The sequence below is a fragment of the Janthinobacterium sp. NKUCC08_JDC genome, from assembly GCF_019345575.1.
GTDB classification, from domain to species: Bacteria; Pseudomonadota; Gammaproteobacteria; order Burkholderiales; family Burkholderiaceae_D; genus Janthinobacterium; species Janthinobacterium aestuarii.
In genome coordinates this window covers 174042-194133 of the sequence record NZ_JAHKQW010000003.1, presented here as the reverse complement: position 1 = coordinate 194133, position 20092 = coordinate 174042, and the positions used below count along the sequence as shown (strand labels likewise).

General features: G+C 64.3%; 18 protein-coding genes. 13 read left to right on the top strand and 5 right to left on the bottom strand.

What is annotated here, in order from left to right; genetic code table 11:
- Nucleotides 1-149: 149 nt before the first annotated feature.
- Nucleotides 150-3035: an EAL domain-containing protein gene (locus KO538_RS10785; protein ID WP_034757366.1), complete on the top strand. Its 2886-nt coding sequence runs from the start codon at nt 150-152 to the stop codon at nt 3033-3035.
- Between the two features lie 16 nt (nt 3036-3051).
- Here the strand turns inward: KO538_RS10785 and KO538_RS10780 are convergent, their stop codons facing one another.
- The 4 genes from KO538_RS10780 to KO538_RS10765 all read right to left on the bottom strand — a co-directional run bounded on the left by KO538_RS10780 (nt 3052) and on the right by KO538_RS10765 (nt 7456).
- Nucleotides 3052-3933, bottom strand: a complete 882-nt coding sequence (locus KO538_RS10780; protein WP_219328308.1) for a LysR family transcriptional regulator — start codon at nt 3931-3933, stop codon at nt 3052-3054.
- Nucleotides 3934-4013: 80 nt separating this feature from the next.
- Complete coding sequence (locus KO538_RS10775; protein ID WP_034757360.1) at nt 4014-4631, bottom strand: hemolysin III family protein; 618 nt, start codon at nt 4629-4631, stop codon at nt 4014-4016.
- 86 nt (nt 4632-4717) lie between these two features.
- Nucleotides 4718-6193 (bottom strand): NYN domain-containing protein, encoded by a 1476-nt coding sequence (locus tag KO538_RS10770; protein ID WP_219328307.1) that lies wholly within the window; start codon nt 6191-6193, stop codon nt 4718-4720.
- Between the two features lie 111 nt (nt 6194-6304).
- Nucleotides 6305-7456: a dienelactone hydrolase family protein gene (locus KO538_RS10765; protein ID WP_257620290.1), complete on the bottom strand. Its 1152-nt coding sequence runs from the start codon at nt 7454-7456 to the stop codon at nt 6305-6307.
- A 203-nt stretch (nt 7457-7659) separates the two neighbouring features.
- Here KO538_RS10765 and KO538_RS10760 point away from each other — a divergent pair, with 203 nt between their 5' ends.
- Nucleotides 7660-8031: a flagellar basal body protein gene (locus tag KO538_RS10760; protein ID WP_219328306.1), complete on the top strand. Its 372-nt coding sequence runs from the start codon at nt 7660-7662 to the stop codon at nt 8029-8031.
- 16 nt (nt 8032-8047) lie between these two features.
- Here the strand turns inward: KO538_RS10760 and KO538_RS10755 are convergent, their stop codons facing one another.
- A complete protein-coding gene (locus KO538_RS10755; RefSeq protein ID WP_219328305.1) occupies nt 8048-8656 on the bottom strand; it encodes a TetR/AcrR family transcriptional regulator in 609 nt (202 codons plus the stop codon).
- Nucleotides 8657-8796: 140 nt separating this feature from the next.
- Between KO538_RS10755 and KO538_RS10750 the strand changes: the two genes are divergently transcribed.
- The 11 genes from KO538_RS10750 to KO538_RS10700 all read left to right on the top strand — a co-directional run bounded on the left by KO538_RS10750 (nt 8797) and on the right by KO538_RS10700 (nt 20090).
- Nucleotides 8797-9858, top strand: a complete 1062-nt coding sequence (locus KO538_RS10750; RefSeq protein WP_070304337.1) for a sugar phosphate isomerase/epimerase — start codon at nt 8797-8799, stop codon at nt 9856-9858.
- A gap of 13 nt (nt 9859-9871) precedes the next feature.
- On the top strand, nt 9872-10732 hold the full coding sequence (locus KO538_RS10745; protein ID WP_034757345.1) for an alpha/beta fold hydrolase: 861 nt from the start codon (nt 9872-9874) through the stop codon (nt 10730-10732).
- The gene (locus tag KO538_RS10740) at nt 10729-11658 is read left to right on the top strand and encodes an alpha/beta hydrolase (protein ID WP_374106844.1); all 930 of its coding nucleotides are present in this window, start codon (nt 10729-10731) and stop codon (nt 11656-11658) included. Before KO538_RS10745 ends, KO538_RS10740 begins: the two co-directional genes overlap by 4 nt.
- Nucleotides 11659-11943: 285 nt before the next feature.
- Nucleotides 11944-12768: an IclR family transcriptional regulator gene (locus tag KO538_RS10735; protein WP_035817702.1), complete on the top strand. Its 825-nt coding sequence runs from the start codon at nt 11944-11946 to the stop codon at nt 12766-12768.
- 50 nt (nt 12769-12818) lie between these two features.
- Entirely contained in the window at nt 12819-13973 is a 1155-nt protein-coding gene (locus KO538_RS10730; RefSeq protein WP_219328303.1) for an acyl-CoA dehydrogenase family protein, read from the top strand.
- 11 nt (nt 13974-13984) lie between these two features.
- A complete protein-coding gene (locus KO538_RS10725) occupies nt 13985-15523 on the top strand; it encodes a class I adenylate-forming enzyme family protein (RefSeq protein WP_219328302.1) in 1539 nt (512 codons plus the stop codon).
- Nucleotides 15524-15583: 60 nt separating this feature from the next.
- Nucleotides 15584-16750 (top strand): ABC transporter substrate-binding protein, encoded by a 1167-nt coding sequence (locus KO538_RS10720; protein ID WP_072454650.1) that lies wholly within the window; start codon nt 15584-15586, stop codon nt 16748-16750.
- A gap of 108 nt (nt 16751-16858) precedes the next feature.
- A complete protein-coding gene (locus KO538_RS10715; protein WP_072454651.1) occupies nt 16859-17731 on the top strand; it encodes a branched-chain amino acid ABC transporter permease in 873 nt (290 codons plus the stop codon).
- Nucleotides 17728-18690: a branched-chain amino acid ABC transporter permease gene (locus KO538_RS10710; RefSeq protein WP_072454652.1), complete on the top strand. Its 963-nt coding sequence runs from the start codon at nt 17728-17730 to the stop codon at nt 18688-18690. Before KO538_RS10715 ends, KO538_RS10710 begins: the two co-directional genes overlap by 4 nt.
- Entirely contained in the window at nt 18683-19396 is a 714-nt protein-coding gene (locus KO538_RS10705; RefSeq protein ID WP_219328301.1) for an ABC transporter ATP-binding protein, read from the top strand. Before KO538_RS10710 ends, KO538_RS10705 begins: the two co-directional genes overlap by 8 nt.
- Complete coding sequence (locus KO538_RS10700) at nt 19389-20090, top strand: ABC transporter ATP-binding protein (RefSeq protein WP_219328300.1); 702 nt, start codon at nt 19389-19391, stop codon at nt 20088-20090. The genes KO538_RS10705 and KO538_RS10700 overlap by 8 nt, the downstream gene beginning before the upstream one ends.
- Nucleotides 20091-20092 lie beyond the last annotated feature (2 nt).

The following is a 20092-nucleotide window of genomic DNA, read 5'->3' as shown; positions in this document are numbered from 1 at the left end:
ATCTTCCCCGGCCAGAGATATTGTTGCTTATTTGCAGTGTTTTGGTGCAAAATCAGCATGCTGGATGTGGTTTATGACAAACTACGGCCTGCGTGGGGCCGGCAGGCGCTGCGGAACCCAAGTGACCATGAAGTGAGATAGGAAAAACCATGCTGCGTGGCCGCCTGCCATTGTCGATTTCCGCCGCGGCCGCGCTGACCTTTGCCTGCGGCGTCAGCGTGACGGCCGTGCTGTTCGCCGCCATCAGCCAGCTCGAATACGACAAGATGAGCCTGAGCCTGCAGCAGCGCGCCGGCGCCAGGGTGGCCGCCATCGAGCAGGGACTCGACGATGCGGTCGAGGTGCTGACCACGACGAACCAGCTGTTTGCCGCCGTCGTGCCCGTCACGCGCGAACAGTTCCATGACTTCACCACGCCGCTGCTGCGGCGCCACCCGTTCATCCAGGCCTTCAACTTCCACCGCATCGTGCCGCATGCGCAGCGCGCCGCATTCGAAGCGGAGCTGCGGCGCATCGTGCCCGACTACGCCATGACGGAAATGCGCGACGGCGTCGTCGTGCCCGCGACGACGCGCGCCAGCTACCTGGTGGTGGACTACCTCGAACCCTTGCAGGGAAACGGCCCCGCCTTCGGCCTGAACGTCAGCCCGAACGGCGTGCTGGCGCGCGCGCTGGAACAGGCGATCATCAGCGGCCAGACCACCGCCACCGGCTTGCTGGCCCTGGCGCAGGGACCGCGGCAAGGTTTCGTCATGGTGCATCCCGTGTACCGCCACGGCGCGCCCCTGCAGACGGTGCAGCAGCGGCGTGCGGCGCTGATCGGCGATACGGCGGCCGTCATCCTGGCCGGGGAACTGGTGCAGAAAATCCTCGCCGGCGCCGACCTGCTGGGCGACCCGCAGCTCGAACTGAGCGTCTACGCGGACGCCGGCGCCGACCCGCGCCAATTGATCTTCCGGCATGGCCAGGCGCCCGCCAACGAAGCTGGCGGCGCCTGGGAATCCTTGCCGCGCTGGCTGCACTTTGCCTACCACGACCATTATGACCGGGCCTTTGCTTCCGCCGGCCGGCCCTGGCATGTGCGCGTGGTGGCCCATCCGCGCCCCTTCCTGGCCGACCATCTGGGCTCATTATTCACCGTGATCACGGGCTTGCTGTTCAGCCTGCTGACGGCCGCCTTCGTGCAGTCGCTGACGCAGCGCTCGCGCCGCGTACAGTTGCTGGTGGAGCAACGCACGGCCGACCTCAAGCGCAGCAACGAGCTGCTCAGTGCCGACGTGCGGGCGCGCCAGCGCACGGAACGCGCCCTGCAGGAAAGCGAGAAGCGCTTCCGCCGCCTGCTGGCCCTATCCTCGGACTGGTACTGGGAACAGGATGCCAACTTCTGCTTTACCCACATCACCAGCGGTTTCACGGACAAGTCGAACATGCCGCTGGAACGCTTCATCGGCATGACGCGCTGGGAAAACAATCCGGAGATGCGCAATTCGCGCTGGGGCAAGCAGCATATCGCCAACTTGGAAGCTCACCTGCCCTTTTCCAACCTCGAATATGCGATGCACGACCGCGACGGCCAGCTGCGCTGGTTCAGCATCAATGGCGAACCGCTGTTCAACGAACTCGGTGAATTCCGCGGCTACCGGGGCACGGGTTCCGAAATCACGGAACGCAAATTGGCCGAGCAGCAAATCCAGCACATCGCCCACCACGACGTGCTGACGGGCTTGCCCAACCGCGCCCTGCTGCGCGACCGCCTGGCGCAGGCGATGGCGCTGTCGCGCCGCAAGAACCGCGCATTGTGGGTACTGTTGATCGACCTTGACCGCTTCAAGTTCGTCAACGACAGCCTCGGTCACAAGGCTGGCGACCTGCTGCTGAAAACCATCGCCACGCGCCTGCAGGCCAGCCTGCGCGAAAGCGATACGGTGGCGCGCCTGTCGGGCGACGAATTCGTCGCCATCCTGTGCGAACAGGCGGACGAAGTGCTCAGCAGCGCCATCGTGCAGCGCGTGATGGATGCCGTGGCCCAGCCGGTACTGTTGGATGGCAAGGAATTTTTCGTCACCTGCAGCATCGGCGTGGCCGTCTACGACATGTCGCGCTACGATGCGCCCGGCGACGTGACCTTGAACGGCGAGACGCAGAACCTGATCGAGCAGGCCGACATCGCCATGTACTGCGCCAAGAAACAGGGCCGCAACAACATCAAGTTCTATACGACGGCCATGAACCAGGCCACCCTGGAGCGCCTGCGCATCGAGACAGCGCTACGCAACGCGCTCGAACGCGAACAGTTCGTGCTGCACTACCAGCCGCAGGTGGACCTGGCCAGCGGGCGCATCGTCGGCGTGGAAGCGCTGCTGCGCTGGCAGCATCCGGACCTGGGCATGGTGGCGCCGCAGCGCTTCATCGCGCTGGCGGAAGACACGGGCCTGATCGTGCCGATCGGCGCCTGGGTCATGCGCGAAGCGTGCGCGCAGGTGAAACGCTGGCATGCGGCGGGACTCGATACCTTGCGCCTGGCCGTGAACCTGTCGGCGCGCCAGTTCAACGAGCCTAACCTGGTGGCATCGATCGCCGAAGTGCTGCTGGAAACGGGCTTGCCGCCCGCCTGCCTGGAGCTGGAACTGACGGAAAGCCTGTTCATGCACGACGTGGCGCTGGCCGTCAGCCAGCTGCACGACATGAAGGCGCTGGGGGTGCAGCTGTCGATCGACGACTTCGGCACCGGCTATTCCAGCTTCGCCTACCTGCGCACCTTCCCCATCGACGTGCTGAAGATCGACCGCAGTTTCGTCGGCGACGTGGCGCGCGATGCGGACGACGCGGCCATCGTCGTCTCCATCATCGCGCTGGCGCACAACCTGAAACTGCGCGTGGTGGCCGAAGGCGTGGAAACGGCCGAGCAGCTCGATTACCTGCGCCGCCATGGCTGCGACGAGGCGCAAGGCTATTACTTCAGCCACCCGCTGCCCGCGCATGAAGTGGAAGCGCTGCTGCATACGGCGGTGCAGGACAGCGGCGTCCTGACTTGAACATATGGCGCGGGCCTTACAGCTTGTGCTGCAGGAATTCGAGGAAGCAGCTGATGCGTTGCGCCAGCTGCGTGTTGCGGTAGTAGACGGCGTGGATCTGCTGGCGGTAGCCCGTATAGAACGGCTGCAGCACTTTCACCAGGCGGCCGGCCGCGATGTCCTCCTTCGTCATGAAGTCGGACAGGCAGACGATGCCCTGGTCGTGCAGGGCAAGCTGGCGCAGGGTTTCGCCGCTGGACGCGGCCAGCGCGGGCACGATCTGCAGGCTGTTGCCCGTCTCGTGGCGCAGCGGCCAGTTGTTCCCCAGGTCATACTGGGCAAAGCCCAGCAGCGCGTGGCCGGACAACTGTTCCGGCGTGGCCGGTTCGCCGTGGCGCGCCAGGTAGGCGGGCGTGGCCAGCACGTGCAGCGGGCTGGCCGTCAAGGCGCGCGCATGCAGGGTCGAATCGACCAGGGCGCCGATGCGGATGGCGATATCGGTGCGGTGTTCGAGCAGGTCGGCGATCTGGTCGTTGCTGGTCAGTTCCAGGCGGATGTCCGGGTACATGGCGCGAAATTCGGCCATGTGCGGCACCACGCAATGGAGCATGAAGGGTGAAGCGGCATCGACGGACAGGCGCCCGGCCGGTTTCTGGCGGCGGATGCGGATCGATTCCTCCACGTCTTCCATCGAGGCGAGGATGGCGCGCGCCTTGTCCAGGAACAGCTGCCCTTCTTCCGTCAGCTCCATGCGCCGCGTCGTGCGCGTCAGCAAGGAGGTGGCCAGCTTGTCTTCCAGCCGCGACAGGGCCCGGCTGACGCCCGACGTGGTTTGCCCCAGGTGCACGGCGGCCGCGCTCAGGGTGCCGCTGTCGATGACGGTGACGAAGATTTTCAGGTCGTCCGAATTGATATCCATTGTTGCCTTATTGTTGCCCGCGTTTCACATATCGCGCCATTATAATGGAATCATGGCAACAGTGAGGGCAGACAACAACGTCAGGCAACGTAGAACAAAATGGCGACAAAATGGCAGCTACTGCCGGCCAGCACGAACAGATGCCAGATGCCGTGGCCATGGCGCAGCTTGTGGTCGGTGGCATAGAAAGCGATGCCGCCCGTGTAGCACAGGCCGCCCGCCACCAGCCACAGGAAGCCGTTCCACTCGAGTGCCGCCAGCAGCGGCTTGATACCGATGACGATCAGCCAGCCCATGGCCACGTAAATGACCAGCGACAGGATGCGCGCGCCTTTCGCGTACACATATTCCTGCACGATGCCAAACAGGGCCAGGCCCCAGACGACGCCGAACAGCGACCAGCCCCACGGCCCGCGCAGGGTCACCAGCATGAAGGGCGTGTAGGTGCCAGCGATGAGCAGGTAGATGGCGCAGTGGTCGAGCCGCTGCAGCACGGCCTTGGCCTTGCCGCGCACGCTGTGGTACAGGGTGGACGTCAGGTACAAGGTCAGCAGCATGGCCGCATACACGCTGCAGCTGACGATTTTCCACGGGTCGCCCGTGCGGGCCGCCACGACGATCAGGATGACGCCGCCGATGGCCGCCAGCGCGGCGCCCACCGTATGGGAGATGCTGTTGAAGCGTTCGCCGTGGTACATGGCTTAAGCCGGGCGTACAGGAACGCAGCAAAATGCCGGGGTCAGACCTTCAAGGTCCGACCCCAGTTCTTGCTTTGGGGTTTCAATCAAGCCGCTTCCGCCTTCTTGCGTGTCGGACGGCGCGCTGGCGTCTTGCGCGGCGCCTTGGCTGGCTTGTCTTCCGCTACAGGCGCGATTTCCACCGGTGCCGCTTCGACGACAGGAGCCGATTCCACGGCGTCAGCCGCCTTCTTGGCCGGCTTCTTCGCCGCTGCCGTCTTGCGGGCCGGCGTGCGCGGCTTGGCCTTCGGCTTCGCTTCGGCGACGGCTTCCACGATCGCTTCAACTACCGGCTCAGGCATGGCTTCCACAGCAGCGACTTCGACAACTTCGGCGCGCGCTTCGCGGGCGCCATCGCCATTCTTGCGGCCGCCACGGCCATTGCGGCGCGAACCGCGCTTGGCGTTGCCTTCTTCCGCCACCACTTCGGCGGCTTCTGCTACTTCGTGCTGCACCTCCGGCTGCGGCGCCGGCGCATACTGCTCGACGACTGCTTCGGCGTCGGCCACCGGCACGAAGGCCTGTGGCGCGGACTCGCCGCGGCGTTGTTCGTTCTGCTTGCGGCCGCCACGTCCATTGCGGCGCGAATCGCGGCGGCTGCCGCCTTCGCGCTGATTGCCCTCTTCCGCCGCCACGCCGGTCTCGCCGGTAACGATGGCTTCGCTGGCCACTTCTCCGTTTACGGGTGCGGCGACAGGCACCAGGCCGCTGCTGCGGTAGACATAGGCGCCTGATTTTTCATCGCGGCCAAATTCCAGCAAGCCGCGCGTCTGCGCTTCTTCCAACAGGTTGCCGAAGGTGCGGAAACCGTAGTACGACTCGCTGAAGTCCGGCTTGCGGCGCTTGATCGCTTCTTTCAGCATCGAGGCCCAGATCTTGCCGCTGTCGCCGCGCTCCGAGACCAGCGCGTCGAAGGTGGCAACGGCCATTTCGATCGCTTCCGTCTTGCGCGACTCGTATTTTTCCTTGCGGCGCACTTCTTCGTCGGGCGAACGCTTGGCCGCCGGGGTCTCGCGTGCATCGCGCTTGGCAGCTGTGCGGCGGCTCTCGCGCACCAGGTCATCGTAGAAAATGAATTCGTCGCAGTTCGCCACCAGCAGGTCGGAGGTCGACTGCTTGACGCCTACGCCGATCACCTGCTTGGCGTTTTCGCGCAGTTTCGACACGAGCGGCGAAAAGTCGGAATCGCCGCTGATGATGACGAAGGTGTTGACGTGGGCCTTGGTGTAGCACAGATCCAGCGCATCGACCACCAGGCGGATGTCGGCCGAATTCTTGCCGGACTGGCGCACGTGGGGAATTTCGATCAGCTCGAAGTTCGCCTCGTGCATGGTGCCCTTGAAACTTTTATAACGGTCCCAGTCGCAATATGCCTTCTTGACAACGATGCTGCCCTTGAGCAGCAAGCGTTCGAGGATGGGCTTGATATCGAATTTTTCGTAATTTGCATCTCGCACGCCGAGCGCGACGTTCTCGAAGTCGCAAAACACGGCCATGCTGAGGTTTTCTGGGGATGACGCCATAGGGGTGAATTCTCGCTGATGATAAGGGCGGACGGGAAGCGCAACGCCTCCCTTTTCCCCTAGTATATTCGCCCATCCCCCGTTTCGGCGACAACTATCGTGCGCGGCGGCCTATTGCGCGCCGCCGGCGGCGCTCGCGCTGGCGCCGTCGACGGGCCAGACGACGCTTTCATCGACCGAATACAGCTGGCACGGCAGGCTGCTGCGCCGCTGGCACGAAGCGAGGGCGCGCACGTCGGGGCTTTCGCCCTCCTCGGCCCAGGCCCAGGCACCGCTGGCCGACAGGGCAAAGGCGCGCGGCGCGGTTTTCTCGAGGAAGTCGCGGTAGGCGGCCCGGCCCTGCTCTTCCAGATACGGCACGGCGGCGATATCGTCCTGCGGCGCGAAATGCGTGGCGGGCGGCGACGGCGCATCAGCCACGCGGTAGACCTGGCGCACCGGCATGCCGATTTTCTGCAGGAAGCGCTCGGTCGCAGGCAGCCACACGGCCACCCCATCGCGGCTGCCCAGGGTCAGGTGGGCATCGCGCTTGAACGGGCCATAGGCGACCAGTTGCGCCTGGCCGCCGGAACCCGTGAACGAGCGAAACAGCCGCTGCGCCAGAACCGGCCCGAAATAGGAATCGTTGGCGCCATACAGCCACAGGCTGGGAATGTGGTTGTAGGCGCCCAGGGTGGCGAAGGTCTTGGCCAGCGCCCCTTGCCAGTCGCAGCCGGGCATGTCGACGCGCAAGCCGCCGGAAAAATTGAGCACGCCGCGCACGCCAGGCACCACCCGGGTGGCCAGCGCCAGCGCCGCCATGCCGCCATACGACTGTCCCGCGACGACGATGCGCTGCGGGTCGACCCAGCTCTGGCGGCGCGCATACGCGAGCGCGGCCAGCATGTCGCGCGCCTGGCCCTGCGCGTTGCCCAGCATGTCGCAGCCGAAATCGCGGTAGGCGCCCGTGGAACGGGCAAAGCCGGCGCGCATGGGCAGCATCACCGCATAGCCGCGGCGCACGAATTCGGTGGCCATATAGATAAAGCGCTCGCGCTGCTGCAACCGGGCCGGGCCGACCTGCTTGCCATGATTCATCAGCAGCAGGGGAAACGGGCCGGGGCCGGCGGGGCGGAACACCGTCGTCTCCAGCACTTCGCGCAAACCGTCACCTGCCGGCACCATGATGACTTGCTCGTTCAGGCGCGCATCGAGCGGCAACGGCGAGGGGACAAGCTGGGCTTTCAGTGGCAGACAAGGCAGGCTGAGCAGCAAACCCAGCAAAATGGGGCGAAACAGGTGAAAAATGGCGGACTCCGTGGATGACTTCCCTGCCAGTCTAGACAGTGAAATGCCACAGAACAATATAAAAAAATTACGTGACGCACATATTTTTTACGGCAACCACCTGGGGAAAAATTGTTGCCTTGCACCAACCACTTTTCCTGTTGACGGGAGTACACTGGGCGCATACTGAAGGAGTTGCCATGTCTATATCCGCCCTTACCACCGGTACCTCGGGGCTGACCGCCAACCAGCGCGCGCTGGATGTGGCCGCCAACAATATCGCCAATGCGAATACGCCGGGTTTCCAGCCGCAAAAGGCCGAATTCCAGGAAAGCAGCCCGGCCGGCACGGGCGTCAGCCTGTCCATCGAAGGGCGCAAGCTGGCCGCCAGCGAAAGCGTCAGCGGCGCCAATGCGAATGCGGCCAAGGCGGCCGAAAGCCGGCCAAACGGCGTGGGCCTCGCGTCCGAACTGACGGATAACCTCGTCTACAAGGCCGGTTTTAATTTATCGGCGAATGTCGTCAAGGCAGCCGACCAGGCCTTGGGCAGCCTGATCGACGTCAAGACTTGAACCTGAAGGCTATCGATTAGGTAGCCTGGTTTTTCATTTCCAGCACCAAAGGCGCCATCGCCGGCCGTATCAGCGCCAGCAGCCGCTCGGCGGGAATGCCGTCGCGCGCCTGCACCGACAAGCCATGCAGCAGCGCCGCATAATAGTCGCCCAGCGCCTGCACGTCCGCTTCGCCTTTCAATTCTCCCGCCAATTGCGCCGCGCGCAGGCGCTCGATGACGGCTTGCGTGCGCGCGCGGCGGTGCTGCGCCAGCCAGTCGGCGATGCCCGCGTTTTCCGCGCTCGTGTTGGTGGCGGCCGTGACCACCATGCAGCCTTGCGGCTGGCCGCTGCGCGTGTACAGCAGCACGGCTTCTTCCAGCATGCGCGCCACCGCGTCGCGCACATTCAGGCTGGCGGCCAGCGCGTGCACGGCAAACGCGCCCTCACCCGTTTCATACAGTTCCACGGCTTCGCGGAACAGCTGCTCCTTCGAGCCGAAGGCCGCGTAGATGCGCGCCGAGGCGATGCCCAGCGCCGCCACCAGGTCGGCCATCGACACGCCCTCGTAGCCGCGCATCCAGAACGCGTCGCGCGCTTTTGCCAGCGCCAGCGCGCGGTCGAATTCCCTCGGTCTTCCTGCCATTTTGATCCTCTGCTTGCGAACTGGCGGCCAGTATAACGCCTGGCACCCGCAGCGCATTCGCGATTTATTTTGCATGACCGCCTTGACCGCGCAAAAAATTTCGCCTATTCTTTGTCGATCGACAAACAATAGGAGCCGATATGAAAACCATTCAAGGACCGAGCCTGCACCTGGCACAATTCGCCGCCGACACGGCGCCCTTCAACACCCTGCCCGCCATCGCCGAGTGGGCGGCCGGCATGGGCTTCAAGGCCCTGCAGATTCCTGCCTGGGATGCGCGCCTGTTCGACGTGGCGCAGGCCGCACACAGCCAGCAATACTGCGACGATCTGGTCGCCATGCTGGCCGGCCATGGCCTCGTCATCAGCGAACTGACGACGCACATCTTCGGCCAGCTGGTGGCCGTGCATCCGGCCTATGACGCGCTGTGCGACAGCTTCGCGCCGGCACACCTGCATGGCCAGCCAGAAGCGCGCACGGCGTGGGCCATCGAGCAAGTCAAGCTGGCGGCCATGGCGTCGAAACGCCTGGGCCTGACCGACATGGGCACGTTTTCCGGCTCGTTCGCCTGGCCCTACCTGTTCCCGTTCCCGCAGCGCCCGCCCGGCCTTATCGAAACGGCCTTCGACGAACTGGCGCGCCGCTGGCTGCCCATCCTCGACGTGTGCGAAGAACAGGGCGTCAACCTGTGCTATGAAATCCACCCGAGCGAAGACCTGCATGACGGCATCAGCTTCGAGATGTTTTATGAACGCGTGGGCCGCCACCCGCGCTGCAAGATGCTGTTCGACCCCAGCCATTTCGTGCTGCAGCAGCTGAACTACCTGGAATTCATCGACATCTACAAGGACCATATCCGCATGTTCCATGTGAAGGATGCGGAGTTCAATCCGACAGGACGGCAAGGCATCTACGGCGGCTACCAGTCGTGGGAAAACCGCGCCGGGCGTTTCCGCTCGCTCGGCGACGGCCAGGTCGACTTCAAGGCGATCTTCTCGAAGATGGCGCAAAACGACTACGCGGGCTGGGCCACGCTGGAATGGGAGTGCTGCCTGAAGGACCAGGAGGTGGGCGCGCGCGAAGGCGTGGCCTTCATCAACGCCCACATCATTCCCGTGACCGACAAGATCTTCGACGACTTCGCCGGCGCCCCCGTCAGCGCGCAACAGATCCATCAATTGCTGGGCATCCGGCACAACTAATCAAGGAAACCCTATGAACGACTTCATTCACGACTACGTGCGCATCGATGGCCAGCGCCTCCATTGCGTCATCGCGGGTACCGGCAACGGCAAACCCGTGCTACTGATCCCCGGCTGGCCGCAGACCTGGTATGCGTGGCGCCACGTGATGGCGGCGCTGGCCGCCAGCGGCTACCGGGCCATCGCCATCGATCCGCCGGGGAGCGGTCATTCGGACCGCCCGGCCGGCGGCTATGACACGGGCGCCGTGGCGACCACCCTGCACCGCGCCATGCTGGCCCTGGGCCATGCGCAGTACGACGTGGTCGGCCACGACATCGGCATGTGGGTCGGCTATGCGCTGGCCAGCGACTTCCCGCAAGCCGTGACGAAACTGGCGCTGACGGAAGCCGTCATTCCCGGCCTGGCGCCGGCGCCGCCGATTTTTGTTGCGCCGTCCGACAATATCTTCCTGTGGCACTTCATGTTCAACCAGGTGCTCGATTTGCCGGAAATGCTCACGGCGGGCAAGGAGCGCGAGTACATTCGCTTCATTTTCGACCGCTGGTCGTACCGCCGCGACAAGGTGGCCGTCGACGTGTATGCGGATGCCTACGCCACGCCGGGCGCCCTGCGCGCCGGTTTCGCCTACTACCGCGCCATTCCCGAAACCATCAAGCAAAACCTCGAGCGGGCCAAGCGCAGCTTGGCCATGCCCGTACTGGCCATCGGCGCCGACCATGCGACCAACGACGCGCCCCTGCTGACCATGCAGGGCAAGGCGGACAATCTGCAAGGCGCCATCGTCGCCGAATGCGGCCACTTCATCATGGAAGAACAGCCGGAAGCGTTCATCGCCCACCTGCTGCCCTTCCTGGCAGGAGAGCTGGCGTGAGTCTCGATCCGAGGATCGCCGCCTGGCTGGAGGAAACAAAGGATGCGCCGCCGCCCGCCTCGCTGGCAGCGCTGCGGGCGGCCACGGAAACGGGACTGCGCCAGCTGCACGGGCCATTGGAAGACGTCACGGCCATCAAGGATTACGTGCTGCCCGGCGACAATGCGCTCACCGTGCGCGCCTATGTGCCGGCTGGCGCGGACACGGCCACGAGGTCGCCGGCCATCGTCTTCGCGCATGGCGGTGGATGGTGTCTGTGCTCGCTGGACTTGTACGATAATCCGTGCCGCGCGCTGGCCAACGCCACAGGCTGCGTGATCTTTTCCGTCGACTACCGTCTGGCACCCGAGCACAAGTTCCCCGTGCCGCTCGACGACTTTTACCGAGCCTTGTGCTGGGTCGCCGAACATGCGGCGGCGCTGGGCGTCGATGCGCGGCGGCTGGCAGTGGGCGGCGACAGCGCGGGCGGCAACCTGGCTGCGGCAGCGGCCTTGATGGCGCGCGACCAGGCCGGTCCCGCGCTGGCGCACCAGTTGCTGCTGTACCCGGCGCTCGATTTCGCCTTCGACACAGCTTCGTATCAGCGCCATGCGGAAGGTTTTTCGCTGACGCGGGAAGCCATGCGTTTTTGCTGGTCGGCCTACCTGAACGAACCGGCCGACGGCGCGCATCCGTACGCGGCGCCGCTGCAGGCAGCTTCGCTCAAGGACTTGCCGCCGGCGACCGTGCTCGTGTGCGAGTACGACCCGCTGCATGACGAAGGTGTGGCGTATGCGCGGCGGCTGCGCGACGATGGCGTGGCGGCCGAATGCGTGCAGCTCGACGGCATGATCCATGCGGCTATGCACATGCCGGGATTGACGCCAGCGGCGCGGGGATTGTTCGACGTGGCTGGCCAGGCGATGCGAACAGCGCTGGGAGTGTAAGAAAAATCCGCCGCCGGGAATGGCTCCACGGCGGCGGCCTGCTGGGCCGGCATCACGGCGTCTCCAATAGCCATGGTGTTCCCTTCCGACGTATACCGTCTAGTTTGGCGATGCTCAGGCGACAAGCGCCGAAACGCTTGCGTACGTCAATTTTTCAGACATTTCTCCCGCACCGTTCATGCACCGCACCATTTCGCTGTGCGAACGAATGTTTCACAAAACGGTTGACACGCACAATTTGGCTAGGCAAACTGGTTTCCAGGGAGCCTGAAAATGAATGCAAATATGACAAATATTCAGACCGCGGCAGATCCGGAACTGATCGTCTTCGGCGATGACGAGGAAGGCAAGGACCGCCAGTTCGTCAACGCGCTGGCGCGCGGGCTGGAAGTGCTCCGTTGCTTTCGCCCCGGTGAAGTCTATCTGTCGAACGCGGACATGGCCAAGCGCACGGGCATCCCGAAACCGACGATCTCGCGCCTCACCTACACGCTCACCAAACTCGGTTACCTGAACTACTCGGACAGCCTGGGCAAGTACCAGCTGGGCGCCGGCGTGCTGGCCCTCGGCTACCGCATGCTGTCGAATCTCGACGTGCGCAAGATGGCGCGCCCGCTGATGGAGGAACTGGCCGAACATGCGCAAGCCTCCGTGTCGCTGGGCACACGCGACCGTCTCAGCATGGTCTACGTGGAAACGTGCCGCAGCAGCGCCAACGTCACCCTGCGCCTCGACGTCGGCTCGCGCATTCCGCTGATGACGACGGCCATGGGCAAGGCCCTGCTGTGCATCCTGCCGCAGGCCGAACGCGACTACCTGATGGACCACGCCAGGGTGCACGAGACGGAACGCTGGCCCCGCATCAAGGCCGGCATCGAACAAGGCTTCAAGGATTACCAGGACAGGGGCTTTTGCATCTCGGCCGGCGAGTGGCAGAACGACGTGCATGCCGTGGGCGTGCCCATGCTGGGAGCCGACGGCGAACAGGTGATGGCCTTCAATTGCGGCGGCCCCGCCTTTTTGCTGTCGCGTGAAAAACTCGAATCGGACCTGGGACCGCGCCTGGTGGCCCTCGTCAAGACAGTGGAAAAAAACCTGGGCCGCGGTTAGACTGCGCGCCCCTCTCAACGACAGCTCAAATCAAAGCGCCGAGGAAACCGATGATACGCGACGAAGAAACCCTGAACATCCTGCTCGACAGCATCGCCCGTTTCGTGCGCGAAGTGCTGGTGCCGAACGAGGCGCTGGTGGCTGAAACAGATACGATACCACCTGCCATCGTGGCGCAGATGCGCGAACTGGGCCTGTTCGGCCTGTCGATTCCGGAAGCGTACGGCGGCCTGGAACTGAGCATGGAAGAAGAAGTGCGCGTCGCTTTCGAGATCGCCCGTACCTCGCCCGCCTTCCGTTCGCTGATCGGCACCAACAACGGCATCGGCTCGCAAGGCATCGTCATCGACGGCACGGAAGCGCAAAAACAATACTACCTGCCCAAGCTGGCGGCGGGCGAGATCATCGGCTCCTTCGCCCTGACGGAAGCGGGTTCCGGTTCCGACGCGGCCTCGCTGCGCACGACGGCCGTGCGCGATGGCGACTTCTATATCCTCAACGGCAGCAAGCGCTATATCACCAACGCACCCGAAGCAAGCATCTTCACGGTGATGGCGCGCACGGACCCCGTCAAGCGCGGTGCCTCGGCCATTTCCGCCTTCATCGTGGAAAAGGATACGCCGGGCCTTTCCTTGGGCAAGACCGACAAGAAGATGGGCCAGCAAGGCGCGCATACCTGCGACGTGATCTTTGAAAACTGCCGTGTCCCGGCCGCGAACATCATCGGCGGCAAGGAAGGCGTGGGCTTCAAGACCGCCATGAAAGTGCTCGACAAGGGACGCCTGCACATCGCCGCCGTCTGCGTGGGCGCGGCCGAACGCATGCTGGCCGACGCCCTTGCCTACGCCATGGAGCGCCAGCAGTTCGGCCAGCCCATCGCGGAATTCCAGCTGATCCAGGCCATGCTGGCCGACAGCAAGGCCGAGATTTATGCCGCGCGCAGCATGGTGCTCGACGCGGCACGCCGGCGCGACAACAAGGAAGACATCTCGACGGAGGCGTCGTGCTGCAAGCTGTTCGCCTCCGAAATGTGCGGCCGCGTGGCCGACCGCTCCGTGCAGATCCACGGCGGCGCCGGCTACATCAGCGAATATGCGGCCGAACGCTTCTACCGCGACGTGCGCCTGTTCCGCATTTACGAAGGCACGACGCAGATCCAGCAAATCGTCATCGCCCGCAACATGATCAAGGCAGCGCAAAAGTGAAGGAGGCCGCGATGGACATTCCTTCCCTGCTGGCCGGCCTGCCGGCGCGCCTGTCGGCCATCCCCGCCTACTGGGCCGCGCGCGCGCCCGATGCGCCGGCACTGCATGAAGGTGGCCGCCACTGGACTTACGCGCAGCTGCAGCACTGTGTGGAACATGCGGCGCTGCTGCTGCGCCAGCTGGACGTGCGCGCCGGTGACCGCTTGATGGTGGTAGGCGAAAATGGCGCACTGCAGGTGGCGCTGATCTTCGCGGCCGCCAGCATCGATGCATGGATCGTCAACGTCAATGCGCGGCTGTCGGCGCGCGAAATCGACACCATCGCTACGCACAGTTCCTCACGGCGCGTGCTGTTCCTGGCCGGCGCCTCGCCGGAAGCGGCCGCTCACGCGGCGCGGCGTGGCGCCAGCCCCGTCACCGTCGATGGCATGGGCGAGCTGCTGGCGGGCGGCTTGAACGACGCTGCCATCGCGGAAGACACGGTTCCCGGCAACGAACAGGTGGCCGCGCTGATCTACACGACGGGCACGACGGGGCAGTCGAAAGGCGTGATGCTCACGCACCGCAACCTGCTGTTCATCGCCGCCGTCTCCAGCAACTTGCGCGGCTTGACGCGCACGGACCGCGCCTACGGCGTGCTGCCGATTTCGCACGTGTACGGCCTGGCCTCGGTGGCACTGGGCACGCTGTATGCGGGCGCCGCCTTATATCTGGTGCCGCGCTTTTCCGTCGATGGTTTGCTGGCCGCGCTGAAAGACGATGAATTGACCATCGTGCAGGGCGTGCCCGCCATGTACGCCAAACTGCTGCAAACCCTGGGCGGCGCGGAGACTCCCCTGCCGACGCGATTGCGCTTTGCGTATGCGGGCGGCTCGCCGCTGGCGCCATCGCTCAAGCACGAGGTGGAAAAGCTGCTGGGCACCGCGCTGCACAATGGCTACGGCATGACGGAAAGCGCGCCCACCATCAGCCAGACGCGCCTGGAAACGCCACGCCGCGACGATTCCGTCGGCATGCCGATCCCCGGCGTGGAAGTGCGCGTGGTGGACGTGGCCGGCCTTGACGTGGCGCCCGGCGAGCCGGGAGAGCTGTGGATACGCGGGCCGAACATCATGGCCGGCTATTACCGCGAGCCGGCCATGACGGCAGCCGCCATGCGCGACGGCGGCTGGCTGAACACGGGCGACATGGCGCGCCAGGATCCCGACGGCGCGCTGTTCATCGTGGGACGCACCAAGGAATTGATCATCCGCTCCGGCTTCAATGTGTATCCGCTGGAAGTGGAAACGGCCCTGAACGCCCACCCGTCCGTGGTGCAGTCGGCCGTGGTGGGACGCACCCTCGCCGATGGCAACGAGGACGTCATCGCCTATGTGGAACTCGACCCGCGCCAACCCGCCAGCGTGGCACAATTGCAGACCTGGCTGGCGCAGACCCTGTCGCCGTACAAGTGCCCGTCCGCCATCATCGTCATGGAAGCGCTGCCGGCCGCCGCCACGGGCAAGATTTTAAAGGGGCAGCTGCGGCAAATGGCGCAGAATACCCTGTGAATTAACCCTGCTGTACCAGACCCGACAATAAAACCAAGCCACATCACCGGAGGAGACACGATGAAACGCACCTACACACGCATCGCCATGGCAGCGCTGGTTGCCAGCGCCTGGATGGCAAACGCCAGCGCCGACGAATTCCTGGTCGGCGCGGAAATCCCGTTGACGGGCAACCTGGCGCGCGTCGGCGCCGGCATGCAGGAAGGGATCATGGTCGCGGCCGAGGTATTCAACAAGACCAACGGCAAGCACACGATCAAGATCATCACCGTCGACGACGAATCGGCGCCCGCCAAGGCCATCGCCGCCGTGGAAAAGCTGGCCAGCCAGGGCGTGGTGGCGATCACGGGCGGCTATGGCTCGAACAATATCTCGCCCGCCTCGGACACGGCGAATAAACTGGGCCTCGTCTACATCACTTCGGGAGGCGTGGACGACAGCCTGGTGACCAGCGGGCGCAAGAATTTTTTCCGCATTAATAATACAGCCGGCTACGAAAAAGCCATGCTGGGATTGCTGCAGGACGTGGGCGCCAAGTCCGTCTCCATCGTGTATTCGACCAAGGACGCCACCACGGGCCTGGCGAAAGACGTGGAAAAAGCCCTGGCCGCCAAGGGCGTGAAAGTGACGACGCACTCGTTCGACCCGGCCATTACCGACTTCAAGCCCATCATCAACAAGATCAAGCTACAGGACAAATCGGAAGTCGTGGCCATGGTCGGCTACGAAAACGATTACGTGGGCATCATCCGCGCCGCGCGCGTGCTGAAACCGAAGATCAAGGCCATGGTCGGCGTGTGGTCGCTGGCCACGCCGAAGATGGCGGCCGACTTCCCCGACCTGATGCCGAACGTGTTCGGCACGGCACTGCTGCCCTTCCCCACGGAATTCAAGACAGCCGACGGCAAGGCCTTCAGCGACGCCTACAAGCAGCTGTACAAGAAGGAGCCGGACTACCTGGGCCAGTTCGGCTATGTGCAATCGATGCTGCTGTTCGAAGCGATCGCGCGCGCGGCCGACAAAGGCACCATCAAGAAAGGCGGCGTGGCCGAGGAAATGCGCAAGACGGACCGCGAAACCCTGATCGGCCGCGTACAGTTTGCCGCCAATGGCGACAACCAGAACTTCGTGCACCGCATGGCGCAGCACCAAGACAAGAAAGTGGTCATCGTCTGGCCGAAGGAACACGCGACGGGCAAGCTGGCCTATCCAGCCCTGCCCTGGTAAACGGCAGCCTCCCGCTGCACACGCGCGCGCCCGCACGGACGCGCACCGATGAACGGCCACCCTGGCGCATCTTCGCGATGCGCCAAAGTGGCCTGACGGGATGACGACATGACAGAATTAATCTTGCAAGCCCTGTATTCGGGCTTGCTGCAGGGCGGCTCCTACGCCCTGATCGCACTGGGACTGGCGCTGGTCTTCGGCACCATGAAAGTGATCAACCTGGCGCACGGCGAACTGGTGCTGCTGGCCGCCTACATCGCCTACAGCGTGGAATCCGGGCTTGGACTCGGCCCCATGTTCGCCATTCCCATCGCGCTGGTGATCGTCAGCCTCACGTCCGTCGGCGTGTACCTGATCGTCAGCCGCATCAAGAAAGACCGCGAAATCAATTCGCTGATCCTCACCTACGGCATCGGCGTGATCCTCACCAATTTCATCCTGCTCGTATGGAAGGCGGACATCCGCTCGACGTCGTCGACCTGGCTGCAGGAAGGTTTTGAAATCGGTCCGTTTTTCAGCATGCGCAGCGAAGTGATTTTCTTTGGCGTCAGCCTGGTGCTGATGGCGGCCCTGTGGCGCTGGCTGTCGACCAGCTGGTATGGCCGCGCCGTGCGCGCCGTCTCCAGCAACCGCGACGCGGCCAAGCTGATGGGCATCGACCCGGGCCGCACGGAACTCGTGTCCTTTCTGGTCGCCGGCATCCTGGCCGCCTTCGCCGGCGTCGCCCTGTTCAGCTATGGCGTGATCCAGCCTGCCTACGGCGGCGCCCTGACGGTGAAAGCCTTCATCATCACGGTATTGGCCGGCATCGGCTCGATCCCCGGCGTGCTGCTGGCCGCCGTGCTGCTGGGCGTGGCCGAAGCGCTGACCGTCACCCTGGCCAGCTCCGCGCTGCAGGAATTGTCGGGCATGGTGCTGTTCCTGCTGGTGCTGTTCATCATGCCGAACGGCTTGTTCGGCGCACAACGGAGGCGCGGATGAAGCGCTCGACTTTGATTTCCACGGCGGGCCTGCTGCTGGCCGCCTATATTGCCGTGCCGCTGGCCCTGGGCACCAACCAGTACGTGATGAGCATGGTGGTGGCGGCCCTGATCATCGGCGGCGTGGCCATGTCCTGGGCCCTGCTCGGTAACTTGGGCGGCATGGTCAGCTTCGGCCATGCGGCCTTCTTCGGCGTGGGCGCCTATGTCTCCGCGCTGGCCACCGTGAAACTGGGCTTGCCCGTGTTTGCCGCCATGCTGCTGGGCGGCGCGGGGGCGGCCATCGCCGCCGTCATCATGCTGCCCGTGCTGCGCTTGCGCGGGCCGTATTTTGCGCTGGCCATCCTCGCCTACGCCCACATCTTCCGCATCCTGGCCACAGAATGGAGTTCGGTGACGGGCGGTGCCGGCGGCATCAACAATATTCCCGCCTTGCCCACCGTCTTCGGCTTCGATCTGGCCAGCAAGACTGGCGCCTACCTGGTCGTGTTGACCCTGGTGGTGGCATGCGCGTTTGCCTACAGCCGCATCCGCGCCAGCCACTACGGCATCGCCCTGCGCGCCATGCACGACAGCGAAGACGCCACGCGCGTCGTCGGCGTCAACAGCACCTTGCTGAAAGGCGCGATGCTGCTCGTGTCGGCATTCATGGCTGGCCTGTTCGGCGCCTTCAACGCCCATTACATCAACTTCCTGGAACCGGACTACGCCTTCAACAGCCTGTGGGTGACCTTGCCGATCGTGGCGGCCATCTTCGGCGGCTACCGCACGATACTCGGCCCCGTGCTGGGCGCCGTGGTGGTCTACCTGGTCGACCAGCTCATTTTCAAGTCGCTGATCCCCACGGGCCACCAGCTGGTGCTGGGCGTGCTGCTGGTGGCGATGATCGTCTTCAGCCCGAACGGCTTGCTGCCGCTGCTACGCAAAATGTTCAAAGCGAAGGAGAAAGCACATGCTTGAACTCGATAATGTGTCCGTGCGCTTTGGCGGCCTGACGGCCGTCGATTCCGTCACGTTGAAAGTGGCCAGCCATGACGTGATCGGCCTCGTGGGCGCGAATGGCGCCGGCAAGACCACCCTGTTCAATGCGATCTCGGGCCTCGTGCGCCCCACCAGCGGCAGCATCCGCTTCGAAGGACGCGACATCATGGCCACGCCCATGTACCAGCGCGCGCGCCTGGGACTGGGGCGTACCTTCCAGATCCCCCAACCGATGCATGAATTGACGGTGCGCGAAAACCTCGTCGTGGCGCAGCGCTTCGGCACGGGCAAGGTCGACATGCGCAAGATCGATGAAATCCTCGATTTCACGAGCCTGCTTGACAAGGCCGGGCGCGACGCGGCCAGCGAACTGGCGCTGACGGAATTGAAAGCGCTGGAAGTGGCCAAGGCGCTGGCGACGAACCCGAAACTGCTGCTGCTCGATGAAGTGCTGGCGGGTCTGGAAACGAACGGCAAGCGCCGCTTCATGGGCATGCTGAAGGAGTTGCACGCGGCCTTTGGCGTGGGCATCGTCATGATCGAGCACGATATCGAGACCATCAGCAATCTGTGCCAGCGCGTGGCCGTGCTCAATTTTGGCCAGTTGATCGCCGACGGCACGCCCGACGCCGTCTTCCGCGATCCGGCCGTCATCGAAAGCTATACGGGGGCAGCCCATGCTTAAAGTTGAAAACCTGCGCGCCGGCTATGGCGCCATCAATGTGCTGTGGGATGTGTCGCTGGCTATCCAGAAGGGCAAGCTGACCACCATCATCGGCCCGAACGGCGCCGGCAAGACGACCCTGCTGCGCGCCATCATGGGCTTGCTGCCGGTCGGCGCGGGCAGCATCGCGCTCGACGGCCAGTCCATCAACGGCACGCCGACGTGGAAGATGAGCGACGCAAGGGTCACCATGATTCCGGAAGGGCGCATGACGTTCCGCGACATGAGCGTGGAAGAAAACCTGATCATGGGCGCATTTCCAAAGGAGCACCGCAGCCACATGCGGGCGCGCCTGGCCGAAGCCTATGCCATGTTCCCGCGCCTGCACGAACGGCGCAAGCAGCTGGCCGGCTCGCTCTCCGGCGGCGAGGCGCAGATGCTGGCGATGGCGCGGGGATTGATGTCGGACCCGTCGCTGCTGATCATCGACGAACCTTCGCTGGGCCTGGCGCCGCTGGTGGTCAACGAGCTGTTCGAGATCCTCGCGCGCCTGAACGACGGCAAGCGCACCATCATCCTCGTGGAACAGAACACGGCGCGCGCCGTCGGCGTGGCCGATCACGTCTACCTGATGCAAAGCGGTAAAGTGGCGCTGTCGCAGGCGGCGCTTGACGTCGACCTCGAGCACCTGCACGAACTGTATTTTGCGCGCTGAGT

Excerpts from the sequence above, each read along its gene's own strand:
- KO538_RS10785 (WP_034757366.1), top strand. The coding sequence starts at position 150 with ATGCTGCGTGGCCGCCTGCCATTGTCGATTTCCGCCGCGGCCGCGCTG.
- KO538_RS10780 (WP_219328308.1), bottom strand. The coding sequence starts at position 3,933 with ATGGATATCAATTCGGACGACCTGAAAATCTTCGTCACCGTCATCGAC.
- KO538_RS10775 (WP_034757360.1), bottom strand. The coding sequence starts at position 4,631 with ATGTACCACGGCGAACGCTTCAACAGCATCTCCCATACGGTGGGCGCC.
- KO538_RS10770 (WP_219328307.1), bottom strand. The coding sequence starts at position 6,193 with ATGGCGTCATCCCCAGAAAACCTCAGCATGGCCGTGTTTTGCGACTTC.
- KO538_RS10760 (WP_219328306.1), top strand. The coding sequence starts at position 7,660 with ATGTCTATATCCGCCCTTACCACCGGTACCTCGGGGCTGACCGCCAAC.
- KO538_RS10755 (WP_219328305.1), bottom strand. The coding sequence starts at position 8,656 with ATGGCAGGAAGACCGAGGGAATTCGACCGCGCGCTGGCGCTGGCAAAA.
- KO538_RS10750 (WP_070304337.1), top strand. The coding sequence starts at position 8,797 with ATGAAAACCATTCAAGGACCGAGCCTGCACCTGGCACAATTCGCCGCC.
- KO538_RS10745 (WP_034757345.1), top strand. The coding sequence starts at position 9,872 with ATGAACGACTTCATTCACGACTACGTGCGCATCGATGGCCAGCGCCTC.
- KO538_RS10735 (WP_035817702.1), top strand. The coding sequence starts at position 11,944 with ATGACAAATATTCAGACCGCGGCAGATCCGGAACTGATCGTCTTCGGC.
- KO538_RS10730 (WP_219328303.1), top strand. The coding sequence starts at position 12,819 with ATGATACGCGACGAAGAAACCCTGAACATCCTGCTCGACAGCATCGCC.
- KO538_RS10725 (WP_219328302.1), top strand. The coding sequence starts at position 13,985 with ATGGACATTCCTTCCCTGCTGGCCGGCCTGCCGGCGCGCCTGTCGGCC.
- KO538_RS10720 (WP_072454650.1), top strand. The coding sequence starts at position 15,584 with ATGAAACGCACCTACACACGCATCGCCATGGCAGCGCTGGTTGCCAGC.
- KO538_RS10715 (WP_072454651.1), top strand. The coding sequence starts at position 16,859 with ATGACAGAATTAATCTTGCAAGCCCTGTATTCGGGCTTGCTGCAGGGC.
- KO538_RS10710 (WP_072454652.1), top strand. The coding sequence starts at position 17,728 with ATGAAGCGCTCGACTTTGATTTCCACGGCGGGCCTGCTGCTGGCCGCC.
- KO538_RS10705 (WP_219328301.1), top strand. The coding sequence starts at position 18,683 with ATGCTTGAACTCGATAATGTGTCCGTGCGCTTTGGCGGCCTGACGGCC.
- KO538_RS10700 (WP_219328300.1), top strand. The coding sequence starts at position 19,389 with ATGCTTAAAGTTGAAAACCTGCGCGCCGGCTATGGCGCCATCAATGTG.